At 70.9% G+C, this 16,419-nt stretch carries 15 protein-coding genes and 1 tRNA gene; 6 read left to right on the top strand and 10 right to left on the bottom strand.

What is annotated here, in order from left to right; all coding sequences use genetic code 11:
* Positions 1-213: 213 nt before the first annotated feature.
* Positions 214-633: a hypothetical protein gene (locus MMF93_RS14180; protein ID WP_242751642.1), complete on the top strand. Its 420-nt coding sequence runs from the start codon at positions 214-216 to the stop codon at positions 631-633.
* Between the two features lie 29 nt (positions 634-662).
* Here MMF93_RS14180 and MMF93_RS14175 read toward each other — a convergent pair whose 3' ends face one another.
* Positions 663-956 carry a hypothetical protein gene (locus MMF93_RS14175; RefSeq protein WP_242751641.1) on the bottom strand — a complete coding sequence of 98 codons (294 nt, stop codon included), beginning with the start codon at positions 954-956 and terminating at the stop codon, positions 663-665.
* Positions 957-1,099: 143 nt separating this feature from the next.
* Between MMF93_RS14175 and MMF93_RS14170 the strand changes: the two genes are divergently transcribed.
* Positions 1,100-2,122: an ArsR/SmtB family transcription factor gene (locus MMF93_RS14170; protein WP_242751640.1), complete on the top strand. Its 1,023-nt coding sequence runs from the start codon at positions 1,100-1,102 to the stop codon at positions 2,120-2,122.
* A 142-nt stretch (positions 2,123-2,264) separates the two neighbouring features.
* Here the strand turns inward: MMF93_RS14170 and MMF93_RS14165 are convergent, their stop codons facing one another.
* From MMF93_RS14165 to MMF93_RS14155, 3 genes are all read right to left on the bottom strand, one after another.
* Positions 2,265-3,068 (bottom strand): hypothetical protein, encoded by an 804-nt coding sequence (locus tag MMF93_RS14165; RefSeq protein WP_242751639.1) that lies wholly within the window; start codon positions 3,066-3,068, stop codon positions 2,265-2,267.
* 318 nt (positions 3,069-3,386) lie between these two features.
* Positions 3,387-3,459, bottom strand: a tRNA-Arg gene (locus MMF93_RS14160).
* A gap of 82 nt (positions 3,460-3,541) precedes the next feature.
* Positions 3,542-5,413, bottom strand: a complete 1,872-nt coding sequence (locus tag MMF93_RS14155; RefSeq protein ID WP_242751638.1) for a glycoside hydrolase family 3 protein — start codon at positions 5,411-5,413, stop codon at positions 3,542-3,544.
* Between the two features lie 432 nt (positions 5,414-5,845).
* Between MMF93_RS14155 and MMF93_RS14150 the strand changes: the two genes are divergently transcribed.
* From MMF93_RS14150 to MMF93_RS14140, 3 genes are all read left to right on the top strand, one after another.
* Positions 5,846-6,523: a TetR/AcrR family transcriptional regulator gene (locus MMF93_RS14150; RefSeq protein ID WP_242751637.1), complete on the top strand. Its 678-nt coding sequence runs from the start codon at positions 5,846-5,848 to the stop codon at positions 6,521-6,523.
* A 300-nt stretch (positions 6,524-6,823) separates the two neighbouring features.
* Positions 6,824-8,380 carry an MFS transporter gene (locus MMF93_RS14145; protein WP_181860751.1) on the top strand — a complete coding sequence of 519 codons (1,557 nt, stop codon included), beginning with the start codon at positions 6,824-6,826 and terminating at the stop codon, positions 8,378-8,380.
* A 561-nt stretch (positions 8,381-8,941) separates the two neighbouring features.
* Positions 8,942-9,958: a sigma-70 family RNA polymerase sigma factor gene (locus tag MMF93_RS14140; protein ID WP_114020180.1), complete on the top strand. Its 1,017-nt coding sequence runs from the start codon at positions 8,942-8,944 to the stop codon at positions 9,956-9,958.
* A gap of 366 nt (positions 9,959-10,324) precedes the next feature.
* Here the strand turns inward: MMF93_RS14140 and MMF93_RS14135 are convergent, their stop codons facing one another.
* A complete protein-coding gene (locus MMF93_RS14135) occupies positions 10,325-11,449 on the bottom strand; it encodes a P1 family peptidase (protein ID WP_242751636.1) in 1,125 nt (374 codons plus the stop codon).
* 47 nt (positions 11,450-11,496) lie between these two features.
* Here MMF93_RS14135 and MMF93_RS14130 point away from each other — a divergent pair, with 47 nt between their 5' ends.
* Positions 11,497-11,694: a hypothetical protein gene (locus MMF93_RS14130; RefSeq protein ID WP_242751635.1), complete on the top strand. Its 198-nt coding sequence runs from the start codon at positions 11,497-11,499 to the stop codon at positions 11,692-11,694.
* Positions 11,695-11,869: 175 nt separating this feature from the next.
* Here the strand turns inward: MMF93_RS14130 and mscL are convergent, their stop codons facing one another.
* The 5 genes from mscL to MMF93_RS14105 all read right to left on the bottom strand — a co-directional run bounded on the left by mscL (position 11,870) and on the right by MMF93_RS14105 (position 16,260).
* Positions 11,870-12,430, bottom strand: a complete 561-nt coding sequence (gene mscL, locus MMF93_RS14125) for a large conductance mechanosensitive channel protein MscL (protein WP_423835601.1) — start codon at positions 12,428-12,430, stop codon at positions 11,870-11,872.
* Between the two features lie 216 nt (positions 12,431-12,646).
* Complete coding sequence (locus MMF93_RS14120; protein ID WP_242751634.1) at positions 12,647-13,147, bottom strand: hypothetical protein; 501 nt, start codon at positions 13,145-13,147, stop codon at positions 12,647-12,649.
* Positions 13,148-13,556: 409 nt separating this feature from the next.
* Positions 13,557-14,393 (bottom strand): S-methyl-5'-thioadenosine phosphorylase, encoded by an 837-nt coding sequence (locus MMF93_RS14115; protein WP_242751633.1) that lies wholly within the window; start codon positions 14,391-14,393, stop codon positions 13,557-13,559.
* 135 nt (positions 14,394-14,528) lie between these two features.
* Complete coding sequence (locus tag MMF93_RS14110) at positions 14,529-14,930, bottom strand: FmdB family zinc ribbon protein (RefSeq protein ID WP_242751632.1); 402 nt, start codon at positions 14,928-14,930, stop codon at positions 14,529-14,531.
* Positions 14,931-14,997: 67 nt separating this feature from the next.
* A complete protein-coding gene (locus tag MMF93_RS14105; RefSeq protein WP_242757558.1) occupies positions 14,998-16,260 on the bottom strand; it encodes an MFS transporter in 1,263 nt (420 codons plus the stop codon).
* Positions 16,261-16,419: the final 159 nt, after the last annotated feature.

The following is a 16,419-nucleotide window of genomic DNA, read 5'->3' as shown; positions in this document are numbered from 1 at the left end:
CCGTCCTCGCGGCAGGCTGAGCCCGTCACGACATCGAGGGGCGCTGCCGGAGTGACGACTGTCGGCGCCCCAAGGGTCGGCGGAGCCACGGTTCGGCGCCCTCGGGCGCCGGCCCGTACTCCGAGTGCCGCCGCCGCGCGACGAGCGCGCGTTGCGCACGGACACACAGGACGTACACGACGCACTGGACGCGCAGGACGCACAGGAGAAGCCGTGACCGTATGGTGGCCGCTGCCGAAGGGCCTCGATGCCGTGCTGTTACCCGCGGGGGAGTGGTGGGACGCCGTAAGGGTCCCCGCCTACCTGGGAGAGGGCGTACTGGCACGGCTCGGCCCCTCCTCCGGAGCCGTCATCCGTGATCCCTACGGCAGCAGGCTCTACTGGCTCATCGAGCCGGACACCGCCCGCGACTGGTCCTTCAACGAGTTCGCCGCCGTCCAAGTCCTCGGGACGGCGAGCTGGGTGACCGTACCGCCCAGCAGCCGCCTGCACCCTCCGGGCCCCCACTGGGCCGTTCCCTGCACCCCAGCGGCGTCCCTGACCCCCGCCGCCGCCCTCCACGCGGCCCTGCACTCGACGATCCTCCACAACCTCGGCCCCCGGGAGAGCACGCGCGCACGGGGCGCGGGATGAGGCCGGCCCCGACCCCGCTCCCACGGGCGTTACCCCGGCCGAACGAGACGCACGCGCGGCCCCGACTCCGCCCCCAGCCGCCCGAGCTGGCGCACCGTGGCCGTGCACCCCTCCGCGTCACACGGGGGCCCGGAGGCAGTGCCGAAGACGGCGACGCCGAGGGCGGTTCTCGTCTGCCGGACCGCGTTGTCGACCCCACTGATGAGCCCCGAACGGCGCGCGGGCACCGCGCCCACCGCGGCCGCGACCACGGCGGCCGTGAAGAGCCCCGCCACATTGACGACAGCCACGTCGAGCAGCGCCAGAGCCGTGTCGGCACACATCTCACCGAGAATCCACCCGGGCCGCTCCACCGAAAAAGAGTCCTCCCATGCACCGCCCGGCACGTGCACCGTCCTCCCCGGCTGCATCCCGACCGCCGGACACTTCCATCGAGCGCGAAGTGTCCTCACCTCACACTCGCTCCATGACGACGGCCGACAACCACCCCCCACCGCGGCGCCCCACCGTGCCCTCGCGCCCTGCGACTCCGCTGCCCGAAGGGGAGGACTGCAGGCGCTTCCCGGAAGACGAGCCCGCCACGCACCGTTTTGGCGACGTCCCGTCCACGCCGTCGCCCTGCGGCGACACTCCCGCGTCCCCGCCCACCCGCAGTAGTGGCGTCCGCGGCACCCACCGCGGCATCCGTACGCCCGAATCCGCCCCCCGCGGCGACGCGGACCCGGCCACCGCGGCGGCCCTGTTCGCCGACCCGGCCCGTGCCCGAGCCCTGATGGCCCTGGCGGACGGCAGGTCGCTCCCTGCCTCCGTACTGGCCGACGAAGCGGGCGTCTCCGCACAGACGGCGAGCGCGCACCTGGCGAAACTGCGCGAAGGGGGCCTGGTAACGGTCGAGAAGTCGGGCAGGCACCGCTACTACCGCCTCACCGGCCCGGAGGTCGCCACAGCGCTGGAAGCTCTCACAGCGCTCGCTCCGGCCCGCCCGGCCCGCTCCCTGCGCTCTCACACCCGCGCGGCAGCCCTGCGCCGCGTACGAACCTGCTACGACCACCTCGCGGGAGACCTGGGCGTCCAGGTGACCGCAGCATTGGTCGCGGCCGACGCCCTGCACCTCACCGACGCCGTCCCCGACCCCCACCGCCTCCCCCACGACCCTCTCTCCTTCCCGCTCCCCGCCCACCCCTACGAACTGGGAACCACCGCCAAGGAGGTGTTCGCCTGTCTGGGCGTCGATCTCTCGGAAACGGCCACCCCGTCATGCCCCACTCGACGTCCCCTGCTGCGGTTCTGTCTGGACTGGACGGAGCAGCGTCACCATTTGGCGGGCCGCCTGGGAGCTGCCCTTCTCGCCGCACTCCTCGCCCAGCGGTGGCTTACTCCGGGCCCCCGCCCCAGAGCTCTCGTCCTCACACCCGAAGGAGCACGCCACCTCGCGGCAGCCCTCCCCCTGCCCGGAAACCTCACCCAGGAGCGCGGCGACCAGCTGTAACCCCTTCACGCACGACCGCCCACGACCCGAGGACCACCGAAGAAGTCACCGGACACCGACAAAGCGCCAGTTCCGCACTCGATCCGAAGTGCGCACCCGCCAGGCCCCTGCCCACGCGGGCGCACGCTTCCGGGCGAACGCGTCAGCCCAGCTTGGCCTCCTGCGCTTCAATGACGGCGGTCGGCTGCTCGAACGCCTCGCCCCGGGTGATCGCCGCGATGTTGAAGGACGAGAACCCTGCCAGAGTGGTGCCCTGCCGGAAGACGACGACCTTGGTGTCGGCAGCGGTACCGTCCTGCTTCGTTCCCACGGTCCAGGCCACGGCCTCCTCACCCGCGGAGAGCTTTTCCACGCTGATCTTGGTGACCTGCTGCTTGTCTCCGTCGGCCGTCATGGCGAAACCCCCGGCGCACTTCTCACCTGCCTTCCGCAGCGTCGCGAGGGCCTGCTCGGCGCCGTCGGCGTCGTAGGACCACAGGGAGGTCAGCGTCTTGGTGATGTCGAGTGAGTCGAGCATCGCCTCCTCCGCCTCGCCCTCCTTCATGTCCGCCATCTCGTCCGTGGAGGGCAGGTCCTTCTTGGCGGTTTCGGCCTCATGGACGACGAGCCGCTGGACGCGTGCCTTCGGCTCACCCGCAGGCAGGGCCGACAGCACCTGGGCGACGGGCTCGCACTCGGCCCTCTCGGCAGAGACGGAGCCGGGCTCGAAGACGTCCTTCTTGCCCGGTTCCTTGACCTCGTGGCCCGTGACATCACCCTCGGCGACGACGCGCTTCTCCAACTCGCCGGCCGTGAGCGCCTTCGCCACCGGCTTCTTGGCCCCCGCGTCGCCGCGCGCCTCCTTGCCCTCACCGCCCTCTGCGTCGCCACCGCATCCGGTGACCAGAAGCGCGACGGATACCGCGGAAGCGGTCAGAACGGTACGGCGTATGGCAGCGACTCGCACTGTGCATCTCCCTGTGCTGTTGTTCCTGCGCTGGGCGCAGATCGTGCAAGCAAGACCAGCGTGACCGCGGCACGGTTGTGCGCTAAACCAAACCGTCCGTAAATCGAGATCCCGCCAGCCGAACGGTGCTCCCACACGCGTGACCAGCGGAACCACCACCTGCCGAGTGCAGCCGGGCCGCGCGGATCCACCAGCCATGTAGGGGGCGCCCCGGAGAGGCGTGCTCGCGGCCGCCCACGGGGAGGCGCCCCTCTGCGACACCGACCACACAAAAGGGCCGGTCCAGCGAACACTCTGCTGAACCGGCCCTTTCCCGTGTGCCCCCGGCAGGATTCGAACCTGCGACACCCGCTTTAGGAGAGCGGTGCTCTATCCCCTGAGCTACGGAGGCGTGCGGAGTGGTGATCCGCGGCGCCTAGCCTAGCGGATGGGGGAGCGGCGTCGGCAACGTCGTTCGGCCGGGGTCGCCCGGGTCAGTAGTGGAGGCCGTGGCCGAAGGGGTAGAGGGGGCGGTCGGAGGAGTCGAGGTGGGGGATGGTGACGGGGAGCTTGCCGTGGGGGCGGGTCTCGCCGTAGAGGACGCGGGCCAGGGCCGTCATGGAGGGGGCGGTGTAGGAGTAGGTCGCCAGGTAGGCGGGGATGTCGGGGAAGCGGCGGATGTCGTAGGGGAGGCGCACGCCGGCGACGATGACGCGTCTCCCTGTGGCGACGAGGGACTCGATCAGCTTCGCCTGGGCGGCCCCGCCCTCCGTGCCCGCTGCGGCCGCGTTGGCGAGTACGACGGTGACGTCGTGGGTGCGTGCGGCCTCCGTGGCCCGGGCGATCGTGGCGGAGTTCGGTGCGGTCCCGGTCTCCAGGGTGGTTGTCCGCTGACCGCGCCGGGTGCCGATCGCGCGGGCGAGATCGGCGAGGGGGGCGGTGCCCCAGCCGGTCACCAGGACCGTGCTGGAGGAGCTGGGCAGGGGAAGGGCGCCGCTCTCGTTGCGGAGCAGAGTGATCGACCGTTCGGTGATCTCGCGCGCCCGAGCCCTGTGCCCCCTGCTGCCGACTGTCCGCGCGGCGCGTCGTTCACTCACGTACGGCAGGGGGAACAGGCGGCGGCGCAACTTGTGCTCCATGATCCGCCGCACCGACGCGTCCAGTCGTTCTTCGCTGACCTTGCCCGACCGTACGGCGGCACGTACGGCGCCGAAGGCGGTGTCGAGCTGAGGGGCGAGGACCAGCTGGTCGCAGCCGGCCTGGAGAGCGCGCACGGGGGCGACGTCGGGAGGGAAGTCGGCGGTGGCACCGCCCATGTCGAGGGCGTCCGTGGCGATGAGTCCGTCGAACCCCAGTTCCTCGCGCAGCAGTCCGGTCACGATCGGCTGCGACATGGTCGCCGGAACCCGGGAGGGGTCGAGTGAGGGGACGACGATGTGGGCCGTCATGATCGTGTCGACTCCGCGCCCGATGGCGGCCCGGAACGGCGGCAGATCGATGCGGTCCAGCTCTTCGCGCGTGTGTGTGATCTCCGGAAGCCCCGTGTGGCTGTCGACATCGGTGTCCCCGTGGCCGGGGAAGTGCTTGGCCGCGCTGGCGACACCGCCGTGGTGGTATCCGCGGACGGCCGTGGAGACGAACTCGACGCACAGGTCCGTGTCCGAGCCGAACGAGCGCACGCCGATGACCGGGTTCTCCGGGTTGATGTTGACGTCCGCGACCGGTGCGTAGTTCTGGTTGATGCCGACGGCGGCGAGTTCGTCGGCGATGATGTCGGCGCTGTCGTAGGCGTCACGCGTGGACCGGGTCGCGGCCAGCGCCATGTTGCCGGGGAGCTGGGTGGCGGGCTCCAGCATCCGGTAGACGACGCTGCCTCCCTCCTGGTCGATGGAGACCAGGAGGGGTACGCGGGCGCCGCCCCGCACGGCGGCCCGCTGCAGCCCGTTGGACAGCCGCGCGATCTGGCGCGGCTCACGGACGTTGTCCGGGCCGCGACGCGCGTCGAAGTAGATGACGCCGCCCGGACGGTACTTCTCGATCACCTCTTCGGGGGTCGAGACTCCGTAGAGCTCGCGGTTCCTGGCGTGCTCGGTCTCCGCCGTCTGCCCGTAGATCTCGACGACGAACAGCTGCCCGATCTTCTCCTCGAGGCTCATGCGGCGCAGCAGGGCCGCCGCGCGGGCGCGGATGGCGGACGGCGATCCGTGGGGAGAGGATCCGGGGGCTCCCGAGTGGCCCGCGAGGCTGGCGGCCGACGAGGCAGTCGTCGACGCCGCCGATGCCGAGGGGGCCGTGGCACCGACTGCCGCCGCGACGCCCGCCGCGGCAGCGATGACGCGTCTGCGGGTGGTGGGCTCCTGCTGCATCGGAACGCTCCTCACGTGTGCGGGCTGGCTGCACTGAGTGCAGGGGCACTGGTGGGATGTGCACGGGGTGCATGTGGGGGACACCGCTGGACGCGGCAGCACATGGTCGCAGCGTGGAGGCCATCTGGACCAGACGCCGCGCGGAACTTCATGGGTCCAGTCCAGTGGCGTCCGGAGCTGCGGAGAAGGCTTTGCCCCCTCCCTGTCTCCCTCCCGTCCGTGCCGCACCGCCGAGACAGCGCGTCCAAGTGATGCGCGTCACAGGAGTCAGGGAAATAACCGGGGATCGCGTCCCCGTTTACATCACCGTCTCCGGCAAACGGGGAATCGGTCCCCGTATCGGGGACCCCGCCACACCCGCGGGTGTCACCGCGGCACCAGCGGGATCGCGTGCGACGGCATCGGCCGTCCCGGAAGGAGCGAGGAGCCAGGATGGGCAGCCCCACCGCCACGACGAAGTGCGCCGGTACCGAGCGCGTTGCCGGCGGCGCCGCGCACAGGGGGCGTGCTGATGCCGCACGTAACCGGGAGCGCATCCTGGCGGCTGCCCGCGAGGCGTTCGTCATCCACGGTGCGGACGCGTCCCTGGATGAAATCGCTCGCACGGCCGGGGTCGGCAATGCGACCCTCTACCGGCACTTCCCCGACCGGGACGACCTCGTACACGGTGTGATGCACGCCGTGACCGAGCGGATCGCGAACCGCGCACAGCAGGCACTGACCGAGGAGGAGAACCCCTTCGAGGCCTTGCGTCGCTTCGTGTTCGCCGCAGTGGAGGAGCGCATCGGCGCGCTCTGTCCGATGCTCTCCGGCCGCTTCGACCCCACGGAGCCGCAGTGCCTCGCAGCACGTAAGCGGGTGGAAGGGCTGACGGAGGAGCTGATCCGGCGAGCCCAGCGGGCGGGAGAGGTGCGGACCGACATCGACGTCGGCGACGTCATGGTCGCGCTCAGCCAGCTCACCCGACCTCTGCCGGGGGTCGGATGCGGGCGGATCGAGCGCTTCGTCGAACGTCACGTGCAGCTCTACATCGACGGACTGCGCGCCCCTGCCAGGTCCGAACTCCCGGGCCACGCCGCGACGCTGGAGGAGCTGCGAGAAGACCACTGATCCGCCAGGGCGACTGATCCGAGCAGCACCGCTTACTTCCGCTTCCCTTCCGAGTCAGTACTCCGACTTCCGACCGCCCAGACCACACCAGATCCGACCTCCGGTCTCGCCGCCGCCCCACGGGCGCGCGGGTCCGTCAGCTCGCAGACGACCGACGGCGTACGGGAAGACCGCCTCGCGGTAGCGCACTTCTCCTCTGTCCGTCACGACTGCGCATGGGGCCTCTGGGCTCGATCTGCTCACCGCTCACCACGTCACTGACCGTTTTTTCATACTCAGCACCAAGAGATGGATACATCCATGCCAAAATCAGCCGCCCCGGCCGCCGTGCAGACCGGCCTGGACCCACGGAGATGGAAGGCCCTGGCCTTCATCGCCATCGCGCAGCTCATGGTCGTCCTCGACGCGACGATCGTGAACATCGCGCTTCCCTCAGCCCAGTCCGACCTGGGCATATCCGATGCCAACCGGCAATGGGTCATCACCGCCTATGCCCTGGCGTTCGGTGGCCTGCTGCTCTTCGGCGGTCGTATCGCCGACATGTGGGGCCGTAAGCGCGCCTTCGTGACCGGACTCGTCGGGTTCGCGGCGGCCTCGGCTCTCGGAGGAGCCGCCACCGGCGAGGTGATGATGCTCGCGGCCCGAGCCCTGCAGGGGGCCTTCGGCGCGCTGCTCGCCCCGGCCGCTCTCTCGCTGCTGGCGGTGATGTTCACCGACGGCAAGGAGCGCGCCAAGGCGTTCGGCATCTACGGCGCCATCGCCGGAGGCGGCGGTGCCATCGGGCTGATCCTCGGCGGTGTTCTCACCGAGTACCTGGACTGGCGCTGGACCTTCTACGTCAACGTTCCGTTCGCGGTCATCGCCGCGCTCGGTGCCCTCAGTGTCATCCGGGAACCGGCCGAGACCCGCAACCGCTCCGCTCTCGACATCCCCGGGGTCTTCCTCTCCACGCTCGGTCTGGTCTCGCTCGTGTACGGGTTCACCCGGGCGGAGACGGACGGCTGGAGTGACGGCGGCACCATCGGCGTCTTCGTCGCCTCCGCCGTCCTGCTGATCGCCTTCGCGCTGGTCGAGTCCAAGGTCCGGGCACCTCTGCTGCCGCTGCGCGTGGTCACCGACCGCAACCGGGGCGGGGTCTACCTGTCGCTGGGCCTGGCGACCATCGCCATGTTCGGGCTCTTCCTGTTCCTGACCTACTACCTGCAGGTGGTCAAGGGGTACTCGCCGGTCCGTACCGGTGTGGCCTTCCTGCCGATGGTGGCCGGCATGATCACCGGGTCGACGCAGATCGGGGCGCGGCTGATGACCCGCGTTCCCTCCCGTCTCCTGATGATGCCCGGTTTCCTGGTCGCGGCGCTCGGCATGCTGTTGCTGACCCAGCTCGAGGTGGACAGTTCCTACCCCGCGTTGATTCTGCCCGCCGAGATACTGCTCGGCCTCGGTCTCGGAACGGCGTTCATGCCCGCCATGTCCCTGGCCACGCACGGTGTCCGGTCGAGCGACGCGGGTGTCGCCTCCGCGATGGTCAACACCTCGCAGCAGGTGGGAGGCGCGATCGGTACGGCGCTGCTGAACACCATCGCCGCCAGTGCCACCACCTCCTTCGTGGCTTCGCACGTCGCCGAGGCCACCAGCAAGCCGGCGCAGCAGATGCTGAAGCTGGAAGCCATGGTGCACGGCTACACCTCGGCGATCTGGTGGGCCGTCGGCATCCTGCTCGTGTCGGCAGCGATCGTCGCGGTCTTCGTGAACGCCCGTGGACAGAGCGGCTCGGCTTCCGCCGCCCCGTCCGAGGGCGAGGCCGCGGGCGACAGCCCTGACGGCGAGCCTGAGCCGGTACTGGTCGCGATGCACTGACCGGCAGACTGCGACTGCACGAGCCCCCTGAGGCCCCCGCGCCCGGAAGAGTGCGGGGGCCTCTCCGCGTGTGCGGGGCGGGACGGGCCGGGGTCTCCTCCGCTGCGAGGCGTGGCCTTTCACGAGTGCGAGGTGGCGGGGTCTGTCCCGCCTGTCACCCGCGGAAGCGGGAGGCCCCCATCCCGGTGAGCGGAGTGCACAGGACGCCGTTGGAGGGGCGGGAGCGACCACCAGTGCGAGGCCACGCAACCAAGAACGGACGACAACCGTCTAGACAGGTGACGGGCGGACGAGGGCGAACGCCCGTGCAGCAGCCGCGCGCGGCAACGGAAGAACTGCCCGAGGTGTTCCGCACCCCCTCCGACCAGGCGTGAATCCGTACTGTGACTATTCGGATCGGGTGAGTAGCGGCACAGGGTACTGCATGATCCGAAAAATGTTGCGCGAGTTGGGAATTTAGTCCGGTTTCCAGCCGTTGAGATTTACGCAAGGCGGGCACTCGGGGAGTGTCCGAGCCAGCCACCAGGCCAAAGTTTCAAGTCCACTCGCAAGGGAGCACGCATGGCAACCCGTGCCGTCGCCCGTCGTCAGGAGAACACCAAGGGTGTCTCCGACACGGCAAGCAGTGTTCGCGCCGCCGGCAGCGAAGTCGCGGACCGTGACCTGGTCGGCATGTATCTCGACGAGATCGCCCGGACTCCGCTGCTGGACGCTGAGAAGGAAGTCGAGCTCTCCCTCGCCATCGAGGCGGGTGTCTACGCCAAGCGCATCCTGGACGGGCTCGAGGCGCCCGTCGCCGACGACTCGGCCAGCGCGACCGCGAACCGTGAGGAACTGGAAGCGGTCGTCGCCGAGGGGGAGCGGGCCAAGGATGTCTTCATCCGCTCCAACCTCCGTCTTGTGGTCGCCGTGGCCAGGCGTTATCCACGGAGCGGCCTCCCCCTGCTGGACCTGATCCAGGAGGGCAACGCCGGACTCGTGCGCGCTGTGGAGAAGTTCGACTACACCAAGGGATTCAAGTTCTCCACTTACGCCACGTGGTGGATCCGCCAGGCCATCACCCGCTCCATCGCCGACCAGTCCCGCACGATCCGGCTGCCTGTGCACCTGGTCGAGGAGCTGGGCCGCATACGCCGTGTGCAGCGCGAGTTCAATCGTGAGCACGGCCGGGACCCGGAGCCCTCCGAGGTCGCGGCGGAGCTGAACTCCACGCCCGAGCGCGTCACCGACGTCCTCGACTGGGCCCGCGACCCGGTCAGCCTGAACATGTCGGTCGATGACGAGGGCGAGACCCAGTTCGGCGATCTGCTGGAGGACACCTCGGCCGACTCGCCGGAGCAGTCCGTGCTCACGGTGCTGCGCCGGGAAGAGCTCGACGACCTCATCAGCAGGCTCGACGAGCGCACTGCCTCGATCATCAAGGCCCGCTACGGCATGGTCGACGGGCGGGAGCGCACGCTGACCGAGGTCGGCAAGCAGCACGGCCTCACCCGTGAGCGCATCCGCCAGATCGAGAAGCACGCGCTGCTCGAACTGAAGAAGATGGCCCACGACACGGGCTTCGACGAGGCGGCGTAACACAGGCTCCCCGAGCCGCCGAGACACCGGCTCCCCGAGCTGCCGACGTCGTTGCCCCCTCGACGAGCCCCGGTGCTTCCCCCGAGCGCCGGGGCTCTCAACTGCCCCGCGGCGGCACCCGTATGGCTTGGGCTCCTTCCGCCTTCGCGTTTTCGCTCCCTCGCGCCTCCCCGGTCTTCCGGTGCCCTCGCGAGGCAGCCATTCCGCTCCTGTTGCCGGACCCCTCGGCCCGCCGGCCTTCGTCGGCCCGGTGCAGCCCGCGCGCCAACCGCCGTACTGGGGGCATCGACGCCCTCGCGGCCAGCCATCCCCGTACGGCCGCTTCCGCGCGCTGCGCCGCCGCACCCACGGCAACCTTCAGTTCCGTCAGGCGGACTCCGAGCGCCCTCCACAGGTGTGCGCGCCGTAGAGATCGCCATACGCGGGAAAGACCCCGCCCGGTCCGTCGACACCGCTCGCGGCCCGCACCGCCTTGGCCACGGACCGGTTCACCACCTCGGCTCCCGCGGTCAGCACCTCGTTGAACTCGCCCTGCCCCAGCCCCCGCTCGCAGGTCGCCAGGGCGAAGGCCGCGTCGCCGTCGTGCATCAGGTGTATCGGGCGCACCGCCCGTGCCAGACCGTCGTGGGCGCTGCCCGCCAGCCGCTGTGCCTGCGGCCGGGTGAGCGTCGTGTCGGTCCCGACCACCATCAGCGTCGTGTTCAGGGCCGGCCTGAGGTTTCCCGCCGACCGCCGAACGGTCTCCTCCTGCGCCGCCGCGCGTCGGCGCTCCGCTTCCACGTGAGCGGAATGGGTGGGCAGGTGGTGCAGGCTGCCGGGCAGCTCTCCCCACAGCGCCCCCGTCGCCGGATCCGTCGCCGACCCGGCCGCGTTCAGGACGACCAGGGCGGCGACCACGGCCCCCGACGGCAGCAGCGCACTCGCTGTGCCGATTCCGCCCTTGAGACCCCCGACCACAGCTCCGGTCCCCGCACCGACACAGCCCTGCGGGAGCGCGGCTCCCGCTTGTGTTCCGCCGGCGGCCTCCACCGCCTGTCTGCCGAGCGTCGCGTCCGGCCGGGCGCTCCACCGGCCTCCCCGGCCGAGGTCGAAGATCACCGCAGCCGGTACCACCGGTACCACCTGCGAGGGGTCGGTGCCCACGGGCACGCCGCGGCCCTGCTCCTCCAGCCAGCTCATCACGCCCGAGGCGGCGTCCAGCCCGAACGCGCTGCCCCCGCTCAGGACGACCGCGTGGACGCGTTCCACCAGATTCCGCGGATCCAGAGCGTCGGTTTCGCGCGTCCCCGGGGCCCCTCCCCGAGCGTCCACTCCCGCGACGGCTCCCTCCCGCGCTGGAAGCACCACGGTCGTGCCGGTCAGCCAGCCGTCGTCGGTCCGCTGCGCGTGACCCACGCGCAGGTCCCGCACGTCGGTCAGGGCGTCCCGCGCGCCGGTCGCGGGGGAGATCGTCGCGGGGGCGGTCGGTTCCTGTGAGTCCTGAGGTCCCATCCGGCATCCATACCAGGAAGGGCGGGCGGCCGCCGTACGCTTGAGCCATGAGTTCCGATCCGCAGCCCTCCGCACGACCGACGCCGCGCGACGCGGCGGCGTCGCTGGTCTTCGACGACCCCCTGAGCCGTCCGTCCAGCGACGACACCGACCGCGGGTGGGGCGAGGGCACCGCCGGAGGGGCCCAGGGAAGCGACGCCGAGCTGGCTCGCTTCCTCGACGAGAAGCCGCCCCACCACCTCTGAGCCGGGGCGCGCGGCCGAGGCCGCCGCGGCTCGGGCACCGGGGGCCCACCTGGCCCGCGCGGGGACAACGCCCCCGGCTCGTCGAGGGGCCGACGGCGCCACCGCGTCAGCCGGGCGAAGCCCCGCCGCAGCAGCAGGCGGCACCGCGCCCGCAGCGCCCTGCGGCGCTGCGCCGCTACTTCTGCGTACTGACGCCACCGTCGCGCTGTGAGCCCACCGAGGCGTCCGGCCCGGCGCCGGAGGACGCCTGCGAGCCGCCTGCGTCCGCCGCCGAGGCGTCGTGGGGGCCGGGGCCGCCCGTGCCGTCCAGGGCGCTCGTGCCGGACCGCTGGGCGACCAGCTCGTCGCGGATCTCCGTCAGCAGCTCGACCTCCGTCTTGGGCACCTCCACCGGGCCCGCCTTCGCCAGCTGCCGCTCCTTGTACTTGTTCATCGGCAGGATCATCAGGAAGTAGACGACGGCTGCGGTGATCACGAAGGTCAGCGTGGCGCTCAGCACGGGGCCCCAGTTGATCGGGACGCCCCTGATCACCTCGCCCGCCGGGCTGGTCTCGCACGGGCCCTTCAGGCACGACTGGTACTTGTCCAGGTCCTTGGTGCCGATCGCTCCGACCAGCGGATTGATGAACCCCTTGACGACAGAGTCGACGATCTTGCTGAAGGCTGCTCCCACGACGACGGCAACGGCCAGTTCGACCACGTTGCCGCGCATCAGGAATTCCCTGAAGCCTGCCAGTAGGCCCTTCTTCTCGGGGGCGGGTGCGGGTGCGTTGCTCAACGAACTGCCTCTTCCGGAACCAAATGACGATGCTGACTGCGAGCGGGAGACCCAGGGCACACGGACCCCAGGGGAGCGCATGCGGGCGGGACCGGCCATTCGCCTGCCCTCGAAGAGGGTGGCTCATGCAGGCACTGCCCCGGCGCGCGGGTGCGAAGGCGGGCGCCCGGAAGCTCAGCACAGCGTCACCGCCATCCGCGACTCGGCTGCGGCGCCGGCCAGCGCGGCCGCGGTGCGCCGTGGCACGACGACCACGATCAGTGAGCCCTCGGCCCCGTCGCCCGAGACAGTGTCGCCGGTCTTCGGCACTTGAGCCACTCGGGCACCGGTGGCGACGATGCGGGCGGCGTCTCCCTTCGAGCCGCTCGCCAGCACGTCCACGCGGTCTCCGGGGCTCAGGAGACGGACCGTCGCCGGATCGGCGATGCGGACCGGCGCGGAGACGGGGGACGCGGCTGCGCCTCGTTCCGTGACGGATTTCTCAGTGCCGGGACGCTTGGCGACGCCCGGGCGATCTTCCTTCCCGGAGCCTTGGCCTCCGTCGGTCCCGTCGGCGGGTGTGGAGCCGCCGGCGACAGCGGCCAGCCCGGCCGCGGAGACGGCCAGCGCCGCCGAGAAGATTCTGCGGCGGCCGAGCGCGCCCCGAGACGGCCGACGGCCACGCCCGGCGCGCACCGGGGGAAAATCGGGCACCGGCGTCCGCGGCCGTGTGCGTGGGGGGAAGCGCTGCGAGAACGGATTCCGGGGTCGGGACACGATGCTCACCACCAGCCTTCAGGGGAGGACCGCGTGGTCGCGGCCCTCGTCGCCTCACGGTGAATCCGTTCGTCGGAATCCGCTGAGCATCCCCGGAATCTGTGGATTACCTACCGGTTGTGGACAACTTGCTCACCCGTATGAGGAGGGTGGTGGGCTGCCGGGTCGAGGGCGCGCGCGGTCCCGGGCCGCGCCCCCGGAACCGCGAGCCGGCGGGACGCTGCGAGGCCGCCACTCGGCGCGAGGCCGCGATCAGAGGCGAGGCGACTCGACGCCGAAGGAAACGCGCGGTGGTCGGCGGGCAGTCGGCAGGGAACCTGGGCGGTCCTCAGGGCAGGGTGAAGCCGGGTTCCTGCCCACCGAGCGCCGTGCCGCACTCGCACTTGCGGTCGCTGCCGGTGGGCAACTCGCGGACGGCCTCGAAGAGGACCTGGCGCAGACGGTCGATGTTCTCGCCGAAGACCCGCAGGACTTCCTCGTGCGAGACGCCCTCGCCTGCCTCCGCGCCCGCGTCGAGGTCAGTGACGAGGGCAAGTGAGGAGTAGCAGAGCTCCAGCTCGCGGGCGAGTACGGCTTCGGGGTGCCCGGTCATGCCGACGACAGACCAGCCCTGTGCGGCGTGCCAGCGCGATTCGGCACGGGTGGAGAAGCGCGGGCCTTCGATGACGCACATCGTGCCGCCGTCCACCGCTTGCCAGCCCTGGTCACGGGCCGCGCCCAGCGAGGCCTGGCGCCCCGCTTCGCAGTACGGGTCGGCGAAGGTGATGTGCAGCACGTTGGGCACACTGCCGTCGGGCAGGGTTTCCCCGTCGAAGAACGACTGCTGCCGCGTCTTGGTGCGGTCCACGAGCTGGTCGGGGATGACGAGCGTGCCGGGCCCGTACTCAGGCTGCAGACCGCCGACCGCGCAGGGGGCGATGATCTGCCGGACTCCCACGGAGCGCAGTGCCCACATGTTGGCGCGGTAGTTGATGCGGTTGGGAGGCAGATGGTGGCCACGGCCGTGCCGGGGGAGGAACGCCACCTTGCGGCCGCCGGTCTCCCCCAGGAAGAGGGAGTCGCTCGGCGGCCCGTAAGGCGTCTCGACGGTGACCTCTGTGACGTCGTCGAGGAAGGAGTAGAACCCGGAACCGCCGATGACGCCGATCTCTGCCTGTTCGCTCATGCGGTCACCCTAAGGGGACGCGCCGCCGGTGGGCAGGGAGGAGAACGGGCCGGTGACGCCTGTGGTCGGACCCGTGAACGGTTCGTTCGTGGGGCTCGCGGACGGAAGCGGACGCCGGTGTCCCGGCGAGCCGCTTCAGCTCGAGCTGCCCGCCTTCGCCGAACTCTTGCTGCCGCTGCTCTTGCTGTCGCTCTTGCCGGAGGACTTCGACTCCGACGAGGAAGAGCCGGAGGACGACGAGCCCGACGACGAGGAGGAACTGGAGGACGAGGAGTCCGACGAGCTCTTGGAGTCACCGTCGCTCTTGCCGGACGAGTCCGAGGAGGAGCCGGAAGAGGAGGAGCTGCTGCTCGACGAGGAGCTGCGGCTGTCGTTGCGGTAGAAGCCGGAGCCCTTGAAGACGATGCCGACGGCCGAGAACACCTTCTTGAGGCGTCCCTCGCAGCTGGGGCACACGGTCAGCGAGTCGTCCGTGAACTTCTGCACCACCTCGAGGCCCTCGCGGCAGTCGGTGCACTGGTACTGATACGTCGGCACGTTCTTCCTCCTGGCACTCTCACGTATTGAGTGCTAACAACGCTCCATAGTGCAGCATTCCCGCGCGTCAGTCCACTGGGGCCGTCGTTCGGTGACCCAGCCCACGCGCCGCGACCAGGCTGCCGTGCGGTGGATGGAGCGCCTCGCGGAAGGCGAGCAATACCAGCAGCGCGAGGCCCGTGCCGGCCAACGGTGCGAGGAAGCCCGCACCGGCGCCCGAGTGGTCGGCCAGCTGCCCGGCCACCGTGGACCCTGCCGCCTGCCCCAGCGCCACCGCGCCCGTCAGCCAGGTGAAGGCCTCCGTACGGGCTCCCGCCGGGACCAGCGTCTCGATCAGTGTGAAGCAGGTGATCATGCAGGGTGCCACGCACAGCCCGGCCAGTGTCCCGAGGGCGCCCAGCAGCACGGCCCAGGGCCCCAGCTGTGCGGCGACCGCGACCAGTGCGGCGGCCAGCACCAGGGCCGGGTAGGCGGCGAGCAGCCGAGTCTGCGGCCCCCGCTTCCACCGGATCGCGCCCACCGCGACGGCTGCCAGCATGTTGCCCGCGGCGAAGGCCCCGTACATGACGCCGTTGATGCCGGGCCGCCCGATCGACTCCGTGAACGCGGTGAGCGAGACCTGCATGCCGCCGAAGACCATGCCGATACCGAGGACCGCCGCCACGAGCACCCGCGCTCCGGGCACGGCCAGCGCGGATGAGGTGGTGCCGGCCGCTCCTTGGACGGGTGTGTCCTTGCCGCCCGTGCCGCCGGCCCGGGCAGAGGCGGGCTGGGTGCGGCGCTGGGCGGCGAAGACCAGCCCGCCCACGAGTGAGACGGCGGCCTCCGCGACGAGCCCGGCGGCCGGATGCACTCCGGTGCACAGGGCCGTCGCCAGTACGGGTCCCACGACGAAGGTGAATTCGTCCGTCACCGACTCGAAGGCGGCGGCCGTGGTCATCAGGGGCGTGCCCTGCAGGCGCGCCGCCCACCGGGCACGCACCATGGGGCTGATCTGCGGTGCTGTCGCACCCGCGGGTACGGCTGCGACGAACAGTGCCCACAGTGGGGCGTCCAGCACGGCGACCGCGATCAGGGCGGCGATGGTGAGAGCGTGCAGGAACACCTGCGGGAAGAGGACGGCGCCCTGTCCGAACCGGTCGGCCAGTCTGCCGCTCTGCGGTGCGATGACGGCCATGGCGATGCCTGCGGTCGCCGAGACGGCGCCTGCGAGACCGAAGGAGCCGGTGGTGTGCTCGACCAGCAGGACGATGCTGATGGTCAGCATCGCGTAGGGCTGGCGGGCCAGGAATCCGGGCAGGAGGAAGGACCAGGCCCCCTCCGTGCGCAGGAGTTGCCCGTATCCGGGGCGTTCGGTGGCGCCTTCGGAGCGGTCGGAGCGTTGCTCGTCGTGCCGCTCGCGGTGTGCCTGGTTCGCTTTGCGCGTCCTTGCGTGGTCGGTGTTGGTGGCCGGGGATTCCACGGCCGGGCCTTTCTGCCGCCTGGTAGC

This window comes from Streptomyces tubbatahanensis, from assembly GCF_022699385.1.
Classification (GTDB): domain Bacteria; phylum Actinomycetota; class Actinomycetes; order Streptomycetales; family Streptomycetaceae; genus Streptomyces; species Streptomyces diacarni.
The sequence above is the reverse complement of the archived record's forward strand: the minus strand, read 5'-3'. Positions and strand labels throughout refer to the sequence as shown.